Consider the following 19,572-nt stretch of genomic DNA (forward strand, 5'->3'; position numbering starts at 1 on the left):
GATTAATGGTGATGGTCGTCGATTTGATGTTCGATAACCATCCCTTCGCCTACGCTGGCAAGGTGACGAACATACGGATGTGGGCGGTAAGCCGGCGCTGGAGTAGGCGCCACATAGACAGTTTGCGGTACAGTCGCGACGCTGACCGCTTGTGGAACGCTGACTGAATCGGGGACTACCACCACTTTGTATCCGCTCGGCACATCAACGGTGACACTTTGCGCCATTGCCACACCAGTAAAACTCAATAGAAACGCGCCCAGCAGTACACAATTTTTCATCATCATTTCGCCTGAAATAATCCAGAAGGGGAATTTCCGCGAATTATGCATCCTTCATTCAGGCATTGTGTTGCCGGGCGTGCTGCCGTTTTATTGATTAAATGGCGCTTCGTGCTTAAGAACTTTATCGATCACATCCAGTACGCCTTCACGGTTATTGGAGCCTGCGCGGTATTTCGCCGCAGCTACGACCGCGTTGCCGGCATTTTCCATCGCAAAGCTAAAGCCAGCCTGGCGCAGCATTTCGATATCGTTACCGCCATCACCAAAGACCACCACTTCACTGTCGTCTATTCCCCATAACTTCTGGAGTTGCCGCAGGCCATTGGCTTTATGTACGCCGGGGATAATCAGATCGATGCTACCGTTGCCGGTGTGAACCGGCACCATAATATCGCCAATCGAATCATGTAACTCTTTTTGCACTTGCGGAATCAGTTCATCGGAAAGATTCAGGCCAAACTTAAAGAAGATATCTTCTAAGTTGTCAAAGTTATCGACATATTCCAGACGGTGATAATACATTTCCGCCACCGTTTTCATGGCATCGTCATATTTTTTGAGGGTATAGGCGCTATTTTTTCCGCAGGCAATAATTTCCACTTCCGGGCGCGTCAGTAAATGTTCCACTACAGTGGTAAATGCATTTTTCGACAGCTTGCCATTAAAAACATCTTTGCCTTCGCTCACTACCCAACCGCCGTTTTCTGCCACAAAGGCAATTTCATCGGCAATTTCGGGGAAGAAAGAGATCAACTGATAATATTGATTCCCGCTGGCGACCACAAAGCGAATCCCTTGTGCTTTCATTTGCTGATATTGAGCCATAAACCGCTCGCGGTTATAGGTTTTTTGATCGCTTAAGAAAGTACCATCCATGTCTACCGCAATTAATTTAATGCTCATCAACTATTCTCCATCGCCGTCTGCGTTTTGGTATCGGGTTTGGCGACGGCCTTCGCGACAATAGCCGCGAGAATAACCAGCGCCAGTACAACCAGCATTGCACTACGTAATCCATAATGTTCGCCGAGATAGCCCAGCAGCGGCGGCCCGACGAGGAAAGCCAGATAACCGGTTGTTGCTACCACGCTGACGCGGGTCGGCGCATCGGGGCCGGTATCACTGGCGGCAGAAATGGTCAGTGGGAAGCCCAGAGAAGCTCCCAACCCCCAAAGGACAACAGACACCCCCGCGACCCAGGCGCTATCGACAAAAATAATCAGCCCAATACCCAACGCACCCATTAGCGCACTGGCCCGAACCACGGCAACGCGACTGTAACGGTCTATGAACCAACCGCCAGTGAAGCGTCCAACGGTCATCCCCAGGGTAAAACCGGCATAAATCAGCGAGCCGGAAGTAGGGCTAAAACCGTGACCATCAACCATTAATAAGGGTAACCAGTCGTTGGCAGAACCTTCTGCAAACGCCATCGCCAGCACCACGACACCAATCAACAGCAACTGGATATCGCGATAAAAAGGTACGCCTTTTTCGCCATGCTGCGTGCCATCGGCGGCATTTTTTCCTGTTCCGTCAGGGATTGCCTGAATGGCGATATAAATAGGTGCGATGCCGACCAGTGCCGCCAACAAAATATGCACAGTTGCCGGAACGCCAAAGGCCGTCAGCGCCATCCCGACACCAGCACCTGCCAGCGTGCCCAGGCTATAAAAGCCGTGCATCATCGGCAAAACCGTTTTATTCATTTCTCGCTCAACGGCGGCACCTTCAACGTTTATCGCCACTTCCGCAGAACCAAAACTGGCTCCAAAGACGCCAAGACCCACGGCAAAGAGCACGGGCGATGTCAGCCAGAGCGCCAGACTTAATATCATCATCCCGATCAACGCGCAGGACATCGTGACCAGGATGACATTACGCGTCCCAAAACGTTTCACTAACCACGCCGAGCAGAGAATTCCGCTCATCGAACCGATCGACAAGCCAAAGAGGACACCGCCCATTTCAGCGATCGAGACAGAAAGAATATCGCGGATAGCAGGCGTACGGGTTGCCCAGGATGCCATTAACAGGCCTGGCAAAAAGAAGAACATAAACAGCGCCCAGGTTCGGCGTTTCAAGGCATTACGTGAAGAATTTACGGTCATAGATCACGTCAAAAAAAGAAGAGGGAAGACAACATTAGCAAGGTTGTGTACATTTGTACACAATTGCAAAGAGAGGAAATGACATGCGTCGCGCTAACGATCCGCAACGGCGAGAAAAAATCATCCAGGCCACGCTGGAGGCGGTGAAACTTTACGGAATACATGCCGTTACACACCGCAAAATCGCTACTCTTGCCGGAGTGCCGTTGGGGTCGATGACCTACTATTTTTCAGGAATTGATGAGTTGCTGCTGGAGGCGTTCAGCAGTTTTACAGAGATCATGTCTAAGCAATATCAGGCATTTTTTAGCGATGTCAGTGATGCTTCAGGCGCCTGCCAGGCCATAACCGACATGATCTACAGCTCGCAGGTTGCAACGCCGGATAACATGGAACTGATGTATCAACTCTACGCATTGGCCAGCCGAAAACCGCTATTAAAAACGGTGATGCAAAACTGGATGCAGCGCAGTCAGCAAACGCTCGAACAATGGTTTGAACCCGGAACCGCCCGCGCGCTGGATGCGTTTATTGAAGGGATGACACTGCATTTTGTCACTGACCGTAAGCCGCTATCGCGCGAGGATATTTTGCAGATGGTGGCGCAATTGGCAGGGCAGGAGATAAAATTCAGGCAACAAAAAACCCACCAACCTTGAACCGAAATGGCGGGGTTGATGGGCTCCACAAAATGGGGACATCAAAGAAAAGCAGTGGCACTAATTAAGACTGATGCCCCGAGGAAAAGTTCTGCGGTTGTGCAAAAAAATTTCATTTTTGGGGCAACTTCAGTTTTATCCGAGTCCTGGCCATACCATTACGATGATTGTCCCTGCCAACGTCAGCAGCACGTTAGCTATTGCATAAGTGCCCGCATAACCTAATGCCGGAATGTTGCTGCGCGCAGTGTCGCTGATGATCTCCATTGCTGGAGCACAAGTACGCGCGCCCATCATTGCACCGAACAACAGCGCGCGGTTCATGCGCAGCACGTAAGCGCCAAACAGGAAGCAAATAACAACAGGCACCAGACTGACAATTAACCCAGCAATCAACATTTGACCGCCAATCGCGCCCAGGCCGTTATTGATGCCGCTGCCGGCACTTAAACCAACGCCCGCCATAAATACCATCAAACCGAACTCTTTCACCATGCTTAACGCGCCCTGGGGAATATAGCCGAAGGTTGGGTGGTTCGCTCGCATAAAGCCCAGCATAATACCAGCGAATAACAACCCGGCAGCGTTACCCATGCCGAAGCTGAATGTGCTGAACTGGAAGGTGATCATCCCGATCATCAGCCCAATAACAAAGAACGCGCAGAATGCCAGCAAGTCAGTGACCTGGCTGTGAATCGAGATAAAGCCGATGCGATCGGCGATGGTTTTTACGCGGCGGGCATCGCCGCTGACTTGTAAAACGTCACCTTTGTTAAGCACGACGTTGTCATCTATCGGCATCTCAATCTGGCTACGAATAACGCGGTTAAGGAAGCAACCGTGATCGGTCAACTTCAGTTGTGCCAGACGTTTACCGACAGCGTTATGGTTTTTGACGACCACCTCTTCAGTGACGATACGCATGTCGAGAAGGTCTCGATCAAAAACTTCTTTACCATTACGGAAGCTGGGATCGAGTCGGGCGTGGGCGTCGGGATATCCTACCAACGCTATTTCATCGCCCATCTGTAGCACGGCGTCACCATCCGGATTTGCCAGAATCCCGTTACGACGAATACGTTCAATGTAGCAACCGGTTTGTCGATAAATACCCAGTTCACGCAAGTTTTTGCCGTCGGCCCAGGCGACCAGTTCTGGGCCGACGCGGTAGGCGCGAATTACCGGCAGATAGACTTTACGGCTGGCGTCGGTGTCCAGACCTCGCTCACGAGCGATTTGCTGGGCGCTGGTCTGTAAGTCCTGATGCTGCAACTTAGGCAAGTAACGCGCACCAACAATCAAACTCACCAGGCCAATCAAATAGGTTAATGCATACCCGAGGCTTAAATTATCCAGTGCCGCAGAGAGTTGCCTGCTTTCTATTCCAGAGTGGCGTAAGGTATCGCCCGCACCAACCAAAACCGGTGTTGATGTCATTGAGCCAGCCAACATACCAGCCGTCAGGCCGATGTCCCAGCCAAACAACTTACCCAGCCCTAAGGCGATCAGCAGTGCACTACCGACCATTACCAGGGCTAACATTAGGTAATTTTTACCATCGCGGAAAAAAATGGAAAAAAAGTTGGGTCCGGCTTCGACCCCGACGCAGAAAATAAACAGCATAAAGCCAAGATTAAGCGCGTCGGTGTTAATACTGAAATGTTGTTGCCCTAATAACAGTGATACGACTAAAACGCCAATGGAATTACCCAGTTGGATTGAACCAAGTCGTAATTTTCCGAGACATAGTCCAAGCGCGAGGACCACGAATAATAACAGAATGTAATTCCCATTTAACAATTCGGCGACGTTTATATTCACGGAGACTAACTTCTTGTTTACGAGTAAGCTGTTGAAAGAAATGGTAATTTAAGATAATGTTTTTACCTGAATTCAGAGCGCAGATTCATTCAGCGCACTTAATCAATAGTAAAGTAACAATATATTTTACTAGTGTAATCACATTAGATACCAACGGCTATAAGAATTGTGTTGGCCTATATTAGCATGGAATGCGAAGCGGCTTTATCTTACTGAGCGCCACACCGGCGAAAAATGTGTTCGATAGAGGCAGTGTCAGGAGGAACATGTGAAACATAAACAACATTGGGCGGGGGCAATTTGCTGTTTTGTCCTCTTTATTGTGGTGTGCCTTTTTCTGGCGACACATATGAAGGGAGCTTTTCGGGCTGCCGGGCACCCTGAAATCGGCTTACTGTTTTTTATTCTTCCTGGGGCTGTAGCCAGCTTTTTTTCGCGGCGTAGAGAAGTCCTTAAACCACTGTTTGGCGCAATGCTGGCAGCACCCTGTTCTATGTTAATTATGCGTCTGTTTTTTTCACCATCACGCTCATTCTGGCAGGAGCTGGCGTGGTTGTTGAGTGCCGTCTTCTGGTGTGCGCTGGGCGCGTTATGTTTTTTGTTTATTAGTAGCTTGTTCAGGCCACAACACAGAAAAAATCAATAAAGCCCTCAAACAGAGAGGGCTTATCCGGTAATCAGGCGTCAAGATTCTCTTTCACCCAGGCAGCAAAATCGGTATAGCCACCGATGTGTTGCTGATCGACAAAAATCTGCGGTACGGTTTCTACCGGCTTGCCAGCTTTCTGTTGCAGATCCTCTTTAGTGATCCCTTCAGCACGAATATCCACATACTGATAGTGAAAATCATCGTGTTCATTACTTAACTTTTCTGCCAAATCTTTGGCACGCACGCAGTAAGGGCAACCCGGACGACCGAAAATAACGGTTTGCATTGGCTTTCTCCATTTATCTGTCATGTGTGCATGATCACGCCAAATCTTATTCGCTGAAAGTAGGTTTAACCTGTTGCATTGATTGCTTAAAGCTATAACTGTTAAGCACAACGCGGCGAAAGGTTTTAAACTGGCAGCTCACTTTGCAGAGGGAAGTTTATGCGCGCGATCGGTAAATTGCCTAAAAGCGTGTTGATACTGGAATTTCTCGGAATGATGTTACTGGCGGCGGCGTTACTGTCGATAAGTGACAACTTTTCGCTTCCAGCGCCGTTTTCTACGCCAGAAGCGCAAATTCTGATGATTTTTCTCGGTGTTTTGCTCATGCTTCCCGCTGCGGTGGTGGTTATTCTTCAGGTGGCAAAACGGCTGGCCCCGCAACTGATGAATCATCCACCGGAATCTTCACGTTCAGAAAGAGAAAAAGATAATGACGCCAACCATTGAACTTATTTGTGGTCACCGCTCCATTCGCCATTTCACTGATGAACCTATCTCCGCTGAACAGCGTGAGGCGATTATCAACAGCGCCCGTGCGACCTCCAGTTCCAGCTTTTTGCAGTGTAGTAGCATTATTCGCATTACCGACCCCGCATTGCGTGAAGCCCTGGTGCCGCTGACCGGCGGGCAAAAACATGTTGCGCAAGCGGCGGAGTTTTGGGTGTTTTGCGCCGACTTTAACCGTCATTTGCAGATCTGCCCGGATGCTCAACTCGGCCTGGCTGAACAGTTGTTGCTCGGTGTTGTTGATACGGCGATGATGGCACAAAACGCCTTAACCGCAGCGGAATCGTTGGGGTTAGGCGGTGTATATATTGGCGGCTTGCGCAATAACATTGAAGCGGTGACGGAACTGCTGAAATTACCAAAGCATGTTCTGCCGCTGTTTGGCCTGTGTCTCGGCTGGCCTGCGGATAACCCGGATCTCAAGCCGCGTTTACCGGCTTCCATTTTGGTGCATGAAAACAGCTACCAACCGCTGGATAAAGATGCTCTGGCGCAGTATGACGAGCAACTGGCGGAATATTATCTTACCCGTGGCAGCAATAATCGCCGGGATACCTGGAGCGATCATATTCGCCGGACGATTATCAAAGAAAGCCGTCCTTTTATTCTCGATTATTTGCATAAACAAGGTTGGGCGACGCGCTAAAACCGTTACGGCGATGTATTATACGCGGGCTTTTGACCAGGTCTGACAGAGAGGTGCAGGGTGAAAATTGCCATATTGTCCCGGGATGGAACGCTCTATTCGTGTAAGCGGCTGCGTGAAGCCGCCATACAGCGTGGTCACCTGGTTGAAATTCTCGATCCGCTTTCTTGCTACATGAACATTAATCCTGCGGCGTCTTCCATTCACTATAAAGGCCGCAAACTCCCCCATTTTGACGCGGTGATCCCACGCATTGGCACTGCTATAACCTTTTATGGGACGGCGGCGCTGCGCCAGTTCGAAATGCTGGGCAGTTATCCGCTGAACGAATCGGTCGCGATTGCCCGGGCGCGTGACAAATTGCGTTCCATGCAACTGCTGGCGCGTCAGGGCATTGACCTGCCTGTCACGGGGATTGCGCATTCGCCGGATGATACCAGCGACTTAATCGATATGGTCGGTGGTGCGCCACTGGTGGTTAAGCTGGTCGAAGGCACGCAGGGAATTGGTGTGGTGCTGGCGGAAACGCGCCAGGCGGCAGAAAGCGTGATTGATGCTTTTCGCGGCCTGAACGCCCATATTCTGGTGCAGGAATATATCAAAGAGGCGCAAGGGTGCGATATCCGCTGTCTGGTCGTCGGTGATGAAGTTGTCGCGGCGATTGAACGGCGGGCGAAAGAGGGCGATTTTCGCTCCAATTTGCATCGTGGCGGCGCGGCAAGCATCGCCAGTATCACGCCGAAGGAGCGTGAAATCGCCATCAAAGCCGCGCGAACGATGGCGCTGGATGTTGCCGGTGTGGATATTCTGCGTGCCAATCGCGGGCCATTGGTGATGGAGGTGAATGCGTCGCCGGGGCTGGAAGGAATAGAAAAAACCACCGGTATCGACATTGCGGGTAAAATGATCCGCTGGATCGAACGCCACGCCACGGCAGAATATTGCCTGAAAACGGGTGGTTAGTCGCAATCACATTACTGATCATGGTTTTGCCTGCGCTTTTTGCGTAAGCTGTGCCAGTCTTTTTATCGGAAGAGGTTGTACAAAATTATGACATCGCTGGTCGTTCCTGGTCTGGATACGTTGCGTCAATGGCTCGATGACCTGGGGATGAGTTTTTTTGAATGTGATAACTGTCAGGCTTTGCATCTGCCCCATATGCAGAATTTCGACGGTGTCTTTGATGCCAAAATCGACCTGATTGATAACACAATCCTGTTTTCTGCCATGGCGGAAGTCAGGCCTTCAGCCGTGTTGCCGCTGGCGGCGGATTTATCAGCTATCAATGCCAGCTCACTGACCGTGAAAGCATTTCTCGATATGCAGGATGATAATCTGCCAAAGCTGGTGGTTTGCCAGTCTTTATCTGTTATGCAGGGCGTAACCTATGAACAGTTTGCATGGTTTGTACGCCAGAGCGAAGAGCAGATTTCAATGGTCATCCTCGAAGCTAATGCCCATCAGCTGCTGTTGCCGACTGACGATGAAGGGCAAAACAACGTTACCGAAAACTATTTCCTTCACTGATAACTTTCTTCGAGCACGCAGTCGCTGCCGCAGTGACTGCGCGCCGTAATATTTCCTGCTGATTTTAACCTTTCATTAAAGATTGTTTCACTTCCATTGTGCCAGATTTGCTTTATCACATAGAGCAAATGCGCATAAAAATTTGTTAAATACCGTTTTTTAATTACAGCTATAGTTTCAAACCCTGGCTAAAGTTATTCTTGCGAGGCTTTTATATAGCGAGCAATGCTGGCCGGGAGAGAGTTCTCTTTTCTTGTACCGCGCCGATAAAAAATATGCACGTTTATTGCATATCTTTCAGTGTGACAACTTTTGTTCGTTTGTTAACGAACTTTCAGAAGGAAAGAGATATGACCGCCTTAAATAAAAAATGGCTATCGGGTCTGATTGCGGGTGCTCTGATGGCCGTCTCTGTCGGCACGCTCGCGGCTGAACAAAAAACACTCCACATCTATAACTGGTCTGATTATATCGCCCCGGATACGGTGGCAAATTTTGAAAAAGAGACCGGTATTAAAGTCGTCTACGATGTTTTTGATTCCAACGAAGTGCTGGAAGGCAAATTAATGGCGGGGAGTACCGGTTTTGACCTGGTCGTGCCGTCAGCCAGCTTTCTGGAGCGCCAGTTGACTGCGGGAGTATTCCAGCCGCTGGATAAAAGCAAATTGCCGGAGTGGAAGAATCTCGATCCAGAATTACTTAAGCTGGTGGCAAAACACGACCCGGATAATAAATTTGCTATGCCGTATATGTGGGCGACTACCGGGATTGGGTATAACGTCGATAAAGTCAAAGCAGTGCTGGGCGAAAACGCGCCGGTCGATAGCTGGGACTTGATCCTCAAACCAGAAAATCTGGAAAAACTGAAAAGCTGTGGTGTCTCTTTCCTCGATGCGCCGGAAGAAGTTTTTGCCACTGTGTTGAATTATCTTGGTAAAGATCCGAACAGCACCAAAGCGGATGATTACACCGGACCAGCGACTGACCTGCTATTGAAACTGCGCCCGAATATTCGTTATTTCCATTCATCTCAATATATTAACGACCTGGCTAATGGCGACATCTGCGTGGCGATTGGCTGGGCGGGCGATGTCTGGCAGGCCTCCAACCGCGCGAAGGAGGCGAAGAATGGCGTGAATGTCTCTTTCTCGATTCCGAAAGAAGGGGCGATGGCATTCTTTGATGTCTTTGCCATGCCTGCCGATGCCAAAAATAAAGACGAAGCGTATCAGTTCCTGAATTATCTGCTGCGCCCGGATGTAGTAGCACATATCTCTGACCATGTGTTCTATGCCAACGCCAATAAAGCAGCTACGCCGCTGGTGAGTGCGGAAGTGCGTGATAATCCAGGGATTTATCCTCCGGCGGACGTTCGCGCCAAAATGTTCACCCTGCAAGTGCAGGATCCGAAAATCGATCGTGTGCGCACCCGCGCGTGGACCAAAGTGAAGAGCGGAAAATAATCCGCTGCCGTAGATGCCGGACGGGCGCACCACTCCCGCCGGCAATTCGCACCATCCTGGTGCGCTTGCACACATTAAATGCCGGAGAGCAGCCGTGAATGACGCTATCCCTCGCCCGCAGGCGAAAAGTCGTAAGTCGCTGACACCACTATTAGAAATCCGCAATTTGACCAAATCTTACGATGGTCAACATGCGGTCGATGATGTCAGTCTGACCATTTATAAAGGCGAAATCTTTGCACTGCTGGGCGCATCCGGCTGTGGCAAGTCCACACTGCTGCGTATGTTGGCAGGTTTCGAACAACCTTCTGCCGGGCAAATTATGCTTGATGGTGTTGATTTGTCACAGGTTCCGCCTTATCTGCGCCCCATCAACATGATGTTCCAGTCCTACGCGCTATTCCCCCATATGACCGTGGAGCAAAACATTGCTTTTGGTCTGAAACAAGACAAGTTACCAAAAGCGGAAATTGCCAGTCGGGTCAATGAAATGCTGGGGCTGGTGCATATGCAGGAGTTTGCCAAACGCAAACCGCATCAGCTTTCCGGTGGCCAACGTCAGCGAGTGGCGCTGGCCCGAAGCCTCGCTAAACGCCCGAAACTATTACTGCTCGATGAACCGATGGGTGCGCTGGATAAAAAGCTGCGCGACCGGATGCAGCTTGAAGTGGTGGATATTCTGGAGCGTGTCGGCGTGACCTGTGTGATGGTAACGCACGATCAGGAAGAGGCGATGACCATGGCGGGGCGCATCGCGATTATGAATCGCGGTAAATTTGTTCAGATTGGCGAGCCGGAGGAAATTTATGAGCACCCGACGACACGATATAGCGCCGAGTTCATTGGATCGGTCAATGTTTTCGAAGGGCTGCTAAAGGAACGCCAGGAAGATGGCCTGTTGCTTTATTCGCCTGGGCTGGTGCATCCGTTGAAAGTCGATCCCGATGCGTCGGTGGTGGATAACGTGCCGGTGCATGTGGCGCTGCGTCCGGAAAAAATCATGCTCTGTGACGAACCGCCTGCTGATGGCTGCAATTTTGCAGTGGGAGAGGTGACACATATTGCCTATCTCGGTGATTTGTCTGTTTATCATGTCCGCCTGAAAAGCGGGCAGATGATCAGCGCCCAGTTACAAAACGCCCATCGTTTTCGCAAAGGGTTACCGACCTGGGGCGATGAAGTTCGTTTGTGCTGGGAATCAGACAGTTGTGTGGTGCTGACGGTTTAAGGAGCAAAGATGAGTACACTTGAACCTGCTGCCCAGCCGGGCGGATTAAAGCAGTGGCTTACACAGTGGCAGATGAAGCACGGTCGCAAACTGGTGATTGCGCTGCCGTATATCTGGTTGATTTTGTTGTTTCTGCTGCCATTTCTTATCGTCTTTAAAATAAGCCTGGCTGAGATGGCGCGCGCCATTCCGCCTTATACCGAACTGATGGAGTGGGCTGACGGGCAACTGTCTGTCACCCTCAATCTCGGCAATTTCCTGCAACTGACTGACGATCCGCTCTATTTCGATGCTTATCTCCAGTCGTTACAGGTGGCGGCGATTTCGACCGTTTGTTGCTTATTGCTCGGCTATCCGCTGGCGTGGGCAGTGGCGCACAGTAAACCTTCGACCCGCAATATCTTATTGCTGCTGGTGATCCTGCCTTCGTGGACCTCATTTTTGATCCGCGTTTACGCCTGGATGGGGATACTAAAAAACAATGGCGTGCTGAATAATTTCCTGCTGTGGCTGGGGGTTATCGATCAGCCGCTGACCATTCTGCATACCAATCTGGCCGTTTATATCGGCATTGTTTACGCCTATGTGCCGTTTATGGTGTTGCCTATCTACACCGCGTTAACTCGCATTGATTATTCGCTGGTGGAAGCTGCGCTTGATCTCGGCGCGCGTCCGCTGAAGACTTTCTTTACGGTGATAGTGCCGCTTACCAAAGGTGGGATTATCGCCGGATCGATGCTGGTTTTCATTCCGGCGGTGGGTGAGTTTGTGATCCCGGAACTGCTCGGCGGCCCGGACAGCATCATGATCGGGCGCGTTCTATGGCAGGAGTTTTTCAATAACCGTGACTGGCCGGTGGCCTCAGCGGTGGCAATCGTTATGTTATTGCTGCTGATTGTGCCAATTATGTGGTTCCACAAATATCAGCAAAAAAGCGTGGGGGAACACGGATGAATAATTTACCGGTCGTTCGTTCGCCCTGGCGAATGGTGATTTTGTTGCTGGGCTTCACCTTTCTCTATGCGCCGATGCTGATGCTGGTCATCTATTCATTTAACAGTTCGAAGCTGGTGACGGTGTGGGCCGGTTGGTCAACGCGCTGGTACGGCGAGTTATTGCGTGATAATGCGATGATGAGTGCGGTCGGCTTAAGTCTGACGATTGCCGCCTGTGCGGCGACGGCGGCGGCAATTCTTGGAACTATCGCGGCGGTTGTGCTGGTACGCTTTGGGCGGTTTCGTGGATCAAATGGCTTTGCCTTTATGATCACCGCGCCGCTAGTCATGCCGGATGTGATCACTGGCCTGTCGCTGTTGTTATTGTTCGTTGCTCTTGCTCATGCGATCGGCTGGCCTGCCGATCGCGGTATGTTAACTATCTGGCTGGCGCACGTCACTTTCTGTACGGCTTATGTGGCAGTTGTTATTTCTTCGCGTCTGCGGGAACTGGATCGCTCCATTGAAGAAGCGGCGATGGATCTCGGCGCGACGCCGCTGAAGGTGTTTTTCGTCATTACACTACCGATGATCATGCCGGCGATCATTTCTGGCTGGTTACTGGCTTTTACTCTGTCGCTTGATGATCTGGTGATCGCCAGCTTTGTTTCCGGGCCGGGAGCCACCACCTTACCAATGCTGGTCTTCTCCAGCGTGCGGATGGGGGTGAATCCGGAAATCAACGCCCTGGCAACATTGATTCTCGGCGCGGTAGGAATTGTCGGATTTATCGCCTGGTATTTAATGGCGCGCGCAGAAAAGCAGCGGATACGCGATATCCAGCGTGCAAGACGTGGCTGAAGACACTAAAATTTGCCAACCTGGCTACATAATGCCGCGCATGTCGCGGCATTGTTTTCATGGAAGACGAAACGTTGGGATTTTTTAAGAAAACATCTTCATCACATGCTCGCCTGAATGTGCCTGCACTGGTGCAGGTGGCGGCGCTCGCCATTATTATGATCCGTGGCCTCGACGTGCTGATGATTTTCAATACGCTGGGCGTGCGCGGTATCGGCGAGTTCATACATCGCAGCGTACAAACCTGGAGTTTAACGCTGGTCTTTCTAAGCAGCCTTGCGCTGGTTTTTATTGAAATCTGGTGTGCGTTTTCGCTAGTGAAAGGGCGTCGCCTGGCGCGCTGGCTGTATCTGCTGACGCAAATCACGGCCGCCAGTTATCTGTGGGCAGCTTCGCTCGGTTATGGTTACCCTGAGCTGTTCAGCATTCCTGGTGAATCGAAACGCGAAATCTTCCATAGCCTGATGTTACAAAAGCTGCCGGACATGCTCATCTTATTGCTGCTGTTTGTTCCCGCCACCAGTAGGCGGTTCTTCCAGTTGCAATAATGTGTATAATCCTCGCCCCTGATGATGTGAAGGTCAATGTATGCAGTGCGCACTTTACGACGCGGGTCGCTGCCGCTCCTGTCAGTGGATAACGCAGCCGATTCCAGAGCAACTCTCCGCTAAAACCACCGATCTTAAAAATCTGTTGGCCGATTTTCCGGTCGCGGAATGGTGCGCGCCGGTGTCTGGCCCGGAACAAGGGTTTCGCAATAAAGCCAAAATGGTGGTGAGTGGTAGCGTTGAAAAACCACTGCTCGGAATGCTACACCGCGACGGTACGCCAGAAGATCTTTGCGACTGTCCGCTTTACCCTGCCTCATTTGCGCCTGTTTTTGCGGCGCTAAAACCGTTTATCGCCCGTGCGGGGCTGACGCCCTACAACGTGGCGCGCAAGCGTGGCGAACTGAAATATATTCTGCTGACTGAAAGCCAGATGGATGGCGGTATGATGCTGCGCTTTGTACTGCGCTCTGAAACCAAGCTGGCGCAACTGCGTAAGGCGCTGCCGTGGTTACAGGCGCAACTGCCGCAGCTAAAAGTCATTACCGTCAATATTCAGCCAGTGCATATGGCGATAATGGAAGGGGAGACGGAGATCTACCTGACCGAACAGCAGGCGCTGGCAGAGCGTTTTAATGACGTGCCGCTGTGGATCCGCCCGCAAAGTTTCTTCCAGACTAATCCGGCGGTCGCCAGCCAGCTGTACGCCACCGCGCGTGACTGGGTGCGGCAATTGCCGGTAAATCATATGTGGGATCTGTTCTGCGGCGTTGGTGGTTTTGGTTTGCATTGCGCAACGCCAGAAATGCAGCTAACGGGGATTGAAATTGCGCCAGAAGCGATAGCCTGTGCGAAACAATCTGCTGCTGAACTGGGTCTAACGCGTCTGCAATTTCAGGCGCTGGACTCCACTCAGTTTGCCACCGCTCAGGGCGAAGTGCCGGAGCTGGTGCTGGTTAATCCACCGCGTCGCGGCATTGGTAAACCGCTGTGTGATTATCTTTCGACGATGGCACCGCATTTTATTATCTACTCAAGCTGTAACGCCCAAACGATGGCGAAAGATATCCGCGAACTGCCAGGATATCGCATTGAGCGGGTACAGCTTTTCGATATGTTCCCCCACACCGCACATTATGAAGTGCTGACGCTGCTGGTGAAGCAATAAAAAAGCCGCATCTGCGGCTTCAGATCGCAGACTTGGTGCGCTTTGTTCATGCCGGATGCGGCGTGAACGCCTTATCCGGCCTACAAATCTTGCTAAATCAATACATTGCAGAGTCGATGTTGGCCTGATAAGCGTAGCGCATCAGGCATCTTACTTTCGTCTCAGTCTCAATTACTGCGGAAACCACTGATCGCTGATTTTCTGATATGTACCGTCTGCTTTAACGGCTGCCAGTGCGTTATTCAGTTTCTCCAGCAGAGCTTTGTTATCCGGACGTACAGCGATGCCCAGACCGGTGCCGAAGTACTGCGGATCGGTTACTTTCTCAGTCGCAACGCCCAGTTGCGGATTGGTTTTCAGCCACTCATTAACTACCGCTGTATCACCAAATACCCCATCAATACGACCATTTTTCAGGTCGATAAATGCATTCTGATAACTGTCATAAGAGACGGTTTTCACTTCCGGATGCTGATCCTGAATATATTTTTGGTGGGTAGTGCCGTTTTCCATACCAATACGTTTACCTTTCAGGTCGGCAAAAGTCTTATAGGTATCTTTTTTGGCAATCACAACGGCTGAGTTTTCGTAATAGGGGGAGGTAAAGGCGACCTGTTTGCTACGTTCCGGTGTGATGTCCATCCCGGAAATCACAGCGTCATATTTTCTGAATTTCAGTGACGGGATCAGGCTGTCGAAAGCGTGATTAGTAAAAGTACATTCTGCCTGCATTTGTTTGCATAACGCCTTTGCCAGATCGATATCAAAGCCGACGATCTGGTTATTTGCATCCATCGATTCGAATGGCGGATAAGTGGCAGAGACGCCGAAATTGATTTTCTCTACGGCAGAAGCGCCGAATGCACAGGATGCAAGTAATGCGGCAAGAACTAGCTTTTTCATGATGGAACTCCCGTCTGTCAATCTTATGATTATTAGCCGTGTCTGCGGCATGGATTTACAATGCCATCAAATGAATTTATATGCAATAAATATGATTAAATAGTTTGTGCGAGATAAAAAAAGACGGACAACTTAGTGGGTTGTCCGTCTTCATTATAAGGATTTATGCACTATGTGGGCCGGGTAAGGCGTTTACGCCGCATCCGGCACAGGCACCGTGCAGGTGTCTGATGCGACGCTGGCGCGTCTTCTCAGACCTACAAAACCCCCCGGCGAATGTGTACGCAGTCACATTAATTCCGACGTTCAAATGCCAGTGCTTTACGCTCAATCAGACGCATCATCAGCGTCAGCAGGCCGTTGACGACGAGGTAAATAATCCCCGCCGCGCCAAACACCATTACGTCGTAGGTGCGTCCGTACAGTAACTGGCTGTAGCCCATCACTTCCATTAGCGTAATGGTGTATGCCAGAGAGGTACTTTTGAACACCAGCACCACTTCGTTGGAATAAGACGAGAGCGAGCGTTTAAAGGCATACGGCAGAAGGATCGCCAGCGTATCTTTTTTGCTCATTCCCAGCGCGCTACAGGACTGCCATTGACCTTCCGGGATCGCGCGAATCGCCCCGTAAAACAGCTGCGTGGTATACGCCGCACTGTTCAGCGACAATGCAATTAGCGCACACAGCCACGGTTCCGACAGCAAATGCCACAGCGCCGGATACTCCTGCAACGTCGGGAACTGACCTGGTCCGTAGTAAATCAGGAAGATTTGCACCAGCAGCGGTGTACCGGTAAACAGCGTGATATAACCACGCACCAGCCACACCAGCACCGGCGTTTTCAGCGTCAGGATGATGGTAAAAATCAACGCCAGAATCAGCGCCACAATCAGCGAGGCAACCGTCAGGGTCAGGCTGGTATGCAGCCCTTTCATCAGTTCGGGTAAATACTCAAGCATCAGCCAGGTCTCCGCTCAAAACGTGTCGCGCGCAGGTCAATGCGTTTGAGAATGTACTGGCTCAACAGGGTAATCACCAGGTAAATCGCCGCCGCCACAATGTACCAGGTGAACGGTTCCTGGGTACGGGTGGCGATGCTTTTGGTTTGCAGCATTAAATCATTCACACTAATCAAGCTGACCAGCGCGGTATCTTTCAGCAGTACCAGCCACTGGTTGCCGAGACCAGGCAGCGCATGACGCCACATCTGCGGCATCACCAGACGGAAAAAGATAGCCGATTTCGACAGCCCCAGCGCCTGACCCGATTCCCACTGACCCACCGGCACCGCTTTCAGTGCGCCACGCAGAGTTTGCGAAGCATAAGCGGCATACAGCAGTGACAGAGCGATAACACCGCAAAGGAACGGACTGACATCGAAGTTTTCAATCTGCATCTGCACCGGGATCTCTACAATCCCAAGATTGATGGTGAAGCCATCCGCAAGCGTCAGCAGTAACTGCGAGGAGCCAAAATAGATAAACAGCACCACCAGAATTTCTGGCAGGCCGCGTAGAATCGTCACCAGCGCCGAACCTGCCCACGCAACAGGGCGCCATTTTGCTGACTCCCATACTGCAAAGAACATCGCCAGCGCCAGTCCGACAATCAATGCACAAACGGCAAGGCCGACGGTCATCCCGGCGGCGCTTGCTAAAGGAAAAAATTCATTCATCAGGAATTACTTCTGGAACCATTTGTTGTAGATGGTTTCGTAAGTGCCATCTTTCTTCACTTTTTCCAGCGCAGTATTAAATTTCTGCTGCAGTTCAGTGTTGCCCTGACGTACTGCGATGCCGAGGCCAGTACCGAAGTAATCTTTATCGGTCACTTTGTCGCCCACTGCCGCCAGTTTCGGGTTATCTTTCAGCCATTCGGTTACTACTGCGGTGTCACCGAATACACCGTCGATACGCCCGTTTTGCAGATCCAGTTTTGCGTTCTGGTAGCTGTCATACGGAACTGTGGTGATTTCCGGATGCTTATCCATAATGAATTTTTGGTGTGTCGTCCCGTTCTGCACACCGACTTTCTTGCCTTTCAGCTGATCAACGCTGGTGTATTTACCTTGCTGACCCACAAACAGGGCGGAGTTGTCATAGTACGGAGTGCTGAACAGCACCTGTTTTTCACGCTCTGGAGTGATATCCATACCTGCCATAACGGCATCCACACGGCGGAATTTCAGACTCGGGATCAGGCTGTCAAATGCCTGGTTGGAGAAAGTACAGGTTGCATCAATCTCTTTACACAGCGCCTGTGCGAGGTCGACGTCAAAACCGACGATCTGGTTATTCGCGTCTATAGATTCAAACGGAGGATAGGAGGCTTCGGTAGCAAAACGAATGGTTTCGGCAGCTGTGGCGGAAAGACTAAAACCTGCAATTAACGCGGCAATCAGAACTTTTTTCATTGTCGTTATCCCGAATCTTTAGTGAGAGAGATAGTTTTTAAATGCTTCGGTTTGCGGCTCGGTAAAGCAGCGCGCGTCGCCTTGTTCAACGATGTGACCGTTTTCCATATACACCACACGGCTGGCGGTTTTACGCGCCACTTCAACTTCGTGGGTGACGATCACCTGGGTAATATTGGTCTCCGCCAGCTCACGAATGATGCTGACGATTTGTGCCGTAATTTCCGGATCCAGCGCGGCGGTCGGTTCATCAAACAGCAGTACCTGCGGCTCCATCATCAGCGCACGGGCAATAGCAACACGTTGTTGCTGACCACCAGAAAGGTGCAGCGGGTAACGATCGCTATAAGGTTTGAGACGCAGACGCTCCAGCAGTTTTTCTGCACGAGCCAGCGCCTGATCTTTACTCAAGCCGAGTACGCGGCATGGTGCTTCGATCAGGTTTTGCTGTACGGTGAGATGCGGCCACAGATTGTATTGCTGAAACACCATGCCGACGTTGCGACGCAGGTCGCGAATCGCTTTGTCTGACGGTGTTTTGGTGAAATCGAAATGGTTGCCTGCAATGTTGAGCGTACCGGAGCGCGGCATCTCAAGCAGATTGAGTACACGCAGCAGCGAGCTTTTCCCCGCGCCGCTGGGGCCAAGTAACACCAGCGTTTCGCCCTGCGGGCAATCCAGCGTGATATCGAACAGCGCCTGATGTGCGCCGTAGAAGCAATTAATGCCGTTTAATTGAATACTCATTGACACTCGTATACTGGCAGTCTGATAGCTATTGAGGTCGAAGATAGTACCTTTGACAGAATAATTATGCAATATTTCTGCTTTAAAAGTTAAAAGCAAAGCGCATTATTCAATAAACATAGCACAAAATAACGGGGGCGTTGTTCGGCGAGCATAAATGTCGGCATTCCTCTCAGAATGCCGGACAATTTATGGGGGTTATAATCTAATCAAGGGATTAACGATTCTCAATGGACTGGCGTAATGTCCCCGCTTTGGCGTGAACGCTGCCACCTAAATAGCGCACATCGTCGATGACCCAACACTGGCCTTCCTGAATCATCAGCACCTCATCCTGCCAGCTCTGGTCGCCTTGTTTTAGATCCACGCGCAGCGGAATATTACGTGCATCGCGATTCGGGATGGTAGAAGCACTGGCGACGCGGGCGCTGTCTGGCAAGGTGGTACGACTGGAGAAGGGATCGCTGCTTAACAATTCGCGTTGGTTGTTATCGCGGCTGGCATCACTGAGCAGTGCCGCCAGTTTGTCACTCAAGTACGGACGCAGAGCGGTAATGTCGTTACTGCGATGCTGAATACGGTAGTCATAGAATTGCTGAGCCACGCTGTCAGGGCCGCCCTGGACGCAAGAACCTGTGCGGGAGCCGTTGTCTTTATAGGCTGGCGTGACGGTGGTGCAAGCACTGAGTAACAGTGCGCAAGGGATAAGCATGGTCAATTTGCTGTAGCGCATAATGATTTCCTTATAAGCGAACACCTTGAAAGCGTTCTACGATAATAATGATATCCTTTCAATAATAGCGTATCAGTCCG

At 50.8% G+C, this 19,572-nt stretch carries 23 protein-coding genes; 12 read left to right on the plus strand and 11 right to left on the minus strand.

The features are described from left to right. Positions 1–2: 2 nt before the first annotated feature. From ybjH to A7Z29_RS13750, 3 genes are all read right to left on the minus strand, one after another. A complete protein-coding gene (gene ybjH / locus A7Z29_RS13740) occupies positions 3–287 on the minus strand; it encodes a protein YbjH (protein WP_077629224.1) in 285 nt (94 codons plus the stop codon). Positions 288–371: 84 nt separating this feature from the next. Next, positions 372–1,187 (minus strand): 5-amino-6-(5-phospho-D-ribitylamino)uracil phosphatase, encoded by an 816-nt coding sequence (gene ybjI, locus A7Z29_RS13745; RefSeq protein ID WP_010347526.1) that lies wholly within the window; start codon positions 1,185–1,187, stop codon positions 372–374. Beyond that, positions 1,187–2,395: an MFS transporter gene (locus A7Z29_RS13750; protein ID WP_000217871.1), complete on the minus strand. Its 1,209-nt coding sequence runs from the start codon at positions 2,393–2,395 to the stop codon at positions 1,187–1,189. Before A7Z29_RS13750 ends, ybjI begins: the two co-directional genes overlap by 1 nt. Before the next feature lie 83 nt (positions 2,396–2,478). On the opposite strand from A7Z29_RS13750, the gene rcdA reads away from it, so the two are divergent. Further along, on the plus strand, positions 2,479–3,054 hold the full coding sequence (rcdA, locus tag A7Z29_RS13755) for a DNA-binding transcriptional regulator RcdA (protein WP_001250444.1): 576 nt from the start codon (positions 2,479–2,481) through the stop codon (positions 3,052–3,054). A gap of 135 nt (positions 3,055–3,189) precedes the next feature. Here the strand turns inward: rcdA and A7Z29_RS13765 are convergent, their stop codons facing one another. Then, the gene (locus A7Z29_RS13765) at positions 3,190–4,875 is read right to left on the minus strand and encodes an aspartate:alanine antiporter (protein WP_001024863.1); all 1,686 of its coding nucleotides are present in this window, start codon (positions 4,873–4,875) and stop codon (positions 3,190–3,192) included. A gap of 268 nt (positions 4,876–5,143) precedes the next feature. On the opposite strand from A7Z29_RS13765, the gene A7Z29_RS13770 reads away from it, so the two are divergent. Further along, the gene (locus tag A7Z29_RS13770; protein ID WP_000681103.1) at positions 5,144–5,521 is read left to right on the plus strand and encodes an inner membrane protein YbjM; all 378 of its coding nucleotides are present in this window, start codon (positions 5,144–5,146) and stop codon (positions 5,519–5,521) included. Between the two features lie 31 nt (positions 5,522–5,552). Here the strand turns inward: A7Z29_RS13770 and grxA are convergent, their stop codons facing one another. Beyond that, a complete protein-coding gene (gene grxA / locus A7Z29_RS13775; RefSeq protein WP_001195223.1) occupies positions 5,553–5,810 on the minus strand; it encodes a glutaredoxin 1 in 258 nt (85 codons plus the stop codon). A gap of 159 nt (positions 5,811–5,969) precedes the next feature. Between grxA and A7Z29_RS13780 the strand changes: the two genes are divergently transcribed. The 10 genes from A7Z29_RS13780 to rlmC all read left to right on the plus strand — a co-directional run bounded on the left by A7Z29_RS13780 (position 5,970) and on the right by rlmC (position 14,693). Next, the gene (locus A7Z29_RS13780) at positions 5,970–6,257 is read left to right on the plus strand and encodes a YbjC family protein (protein WP_001201587.1); all 288 of its coding nucleotides are present in this window, start codon (positions 5,970–5,972) and stop codon (positions 6,255–6,257) included. Continuing rightward, positions 6,241–6,963, plus strand: coding sequence for a nitroreductase NfsA (gene nfsA / locus A7Z29_RS13785; protein ID WP_021550513.1), 723 nt, complete (start codon positions 6,241–6,243; stop codon positions 6,961–6,963). Before A7Z29_RS13780 ends, nfsA begins: the two co-directional genes overlap by 17 nt. A 60-nt stretch (positions 6,964–7,023) precedes the next feature. Next, positions 7,024–7,926, plus strand: a complete 903-nt coding sequence (gene rimK, locus A7Z29_RS13790) for a 30S ribosomal protein S6--L-glutamate ligase (protein WP_000684316.1) — start codon at positions 7,024–7,026, stop codon at positions 7,924–7,926. 87 nt (positions 7,927–8,013) lie between these two features. Continuing rightward, positions 8,014–8,490, plus strand: a complete 477-nt coding sequence (locus tag A7Z29_RS13795; protein WP_000203025.1) for a type III secretion system chaperone family protein — start codon at positions 8,014–8,016, stop codon at positions 8,488–8,490. A gap of 350 nt (positions 8,491–8,840) precedes the next feature. Next, positions 8,841–9,953, plus strand: coding sequence for a spermidine/putrescine ABC transporter substrate-binding protein PotF (gene potF / locus A7Z29_RS13805; protein WP_000126057.1), 1,113 nt, complete (start codon positions 8,841–8,843; stop codon positions 9,951–9,953). 94 nt (positions 9,954–10,047) lie between these two features. After that, a complete protein-coding gene (gene potG, locus A7Z29_RS13810) occupies positions 10,048–11,181 on the plus strand; it encodes a putrescine ABC transporter ATP-binding subunit PotG (RefSeq protein ID WP_000995981.1) in 1,134 nt (377 codons plus the stop codon). Between the two features lie 9 nt (positions 11,182–11,190). Then, the gene (gene potH, locus A7Z29_RS13815; protein ID WP_000105411.1) at positions 11,191–12,135 is read left to right on the plus strand and encodes a putrescine ABC transporter permease PotH; all 945 of its coding nucleotides are present in this window, start codon (positions 11,191–11,193) and stop codon (positions 12,133–12,135) included. Further along, a complete protein-coding gene (gene potI, locus A7Z29_RS13820) occupies positions 12,132–12,977 on the plus strand; it encodes a putrescine ABC transporter permease PotI (RefSeq protein WP_001061680.1) in 846 nt (281 codons plus the stop codon). Before potH ends, potI begins: the two co-directional genes overlap by 4 nt. 59 nt (positions 12,978–13,036) lie before the next feature. Further along, positions 13,037–13,525: a YbjO family protein gene (locus A7Z29_RS13825; protein WP_000389254.1), complete on the plus strand. Its 489-nt coding sequence runs from the start codon at positions 13,037–13,039 to the stop codon at positions 13,523–13,525. 40 nt (positions 13,526–13,565) lie between these two features. Continuing rightward, positions 13,566–14,693 (plus strand): 23S rRNA (uracil(747)-C(5))-methyltransferase RlmC, encoded by a 1,128-nt coding sequence (rlmC, locus tag A7Z29_RS13830; protein ID WP_105290376.1) that lies wholly within the window; start codon positions 13,566–13,568, stop codon positions 14,691–14,693. 171 nt (positions 14,694–14,864) lie between these two features. On the opposite strand, the gene artJ is transcribed toward rlmC, so the two are convergent. The 6 genes from artJ to A7Z29_RS13860 form a co-directional block, all read right to left on the minus strand. Continuing rightward, positions 14,865–15,596 (minus strand): arginine ABC transporter substrate-binding protein ArtJ, encoded by a 732-nt coding sequence (gene artJ, locus A7Z29_RS13835; RefSeq protein WP_105290377.1) that lies wholly within the window; start codon positions 15,594–15,596, stop codon positions 14,865–14,867. 293 nt (positions 15,597–15,889) lie between these two features. After that, positions 15,890–16,558 (minus strand): arginine ABC transporter permease ArtM, encoded by a 669-nt coding sequence (gene artM, locus A7Z29_RS13840; RefSeq protein ID WP_000895401.1) that lies wholly within the window; start codon positions 16,556–16,558, stop codon positions 15,890–15,892. Continuing rightward, positions 16,558–17,274, minus strand: coding sequence for an arginine ABC transporter permease ArtQ (gene artQ, locus A7Z29_RS13845; RefSeq protein WP_001001682.1), 717 nt, complete (start codon positions 17,272–17,274; stop codon positions 16,558–16,560). The genes artM and artQ overlap by 1 nt, the downstream gene beginning before the upstream one ends. Before the next feature lie 6 nt (positions 17,275–17,280). Beyond that, the gene (artI, locus tag A7Z29_RS13850) at positions 17,281–18,012 is read right to left on the minus strand and encodes an arginine ABC transporter substrate-binding protein ArtI (protein ID WP_105290378.1); all 732 of its coding nucleotides are present in this window, start codon (positions 18,010–18,012) and stop codon (positions 17,281–17,283) included. A gap of 18 nt (positions 18,013–18,030) precedes the next feature. Then, complete coding sequence (gene artP, locus A7Z29_RS13855) at positions 18,031–18,759, minus strand: arginine ABC transporter ATP-binding protein ArtP (protein WP_000027204.1); 729 nt, start codon at positions 18,757–18,759, stop codon at positions 18,031–18,033. Between the two features lie 217 nt (positions 18,760–18,976). Next, a complete protein-coding gene (locus A7Z29_RS13860; RefSeq protein ID WP_010347551.1) occupies positions 18,977–19,492 on the minus strand; it encodes a lipoprotein in 516 nt (171 codons plus the stop codon). Between the last annotated feature and the right edge of the window lie 80 nt (positions 19,493–19,572).

It is taken from the genome of Escherichia sp. MOD1-EC6842 (genome assembly GCF_002965705.1).
Taxonomy (GTDB): Bacteria; Pseudomonadota; Gammaproteobacteria; order Enterobacterales; family Enterobacteriaceae; genus Escherichia; species Escherichia ruysiae.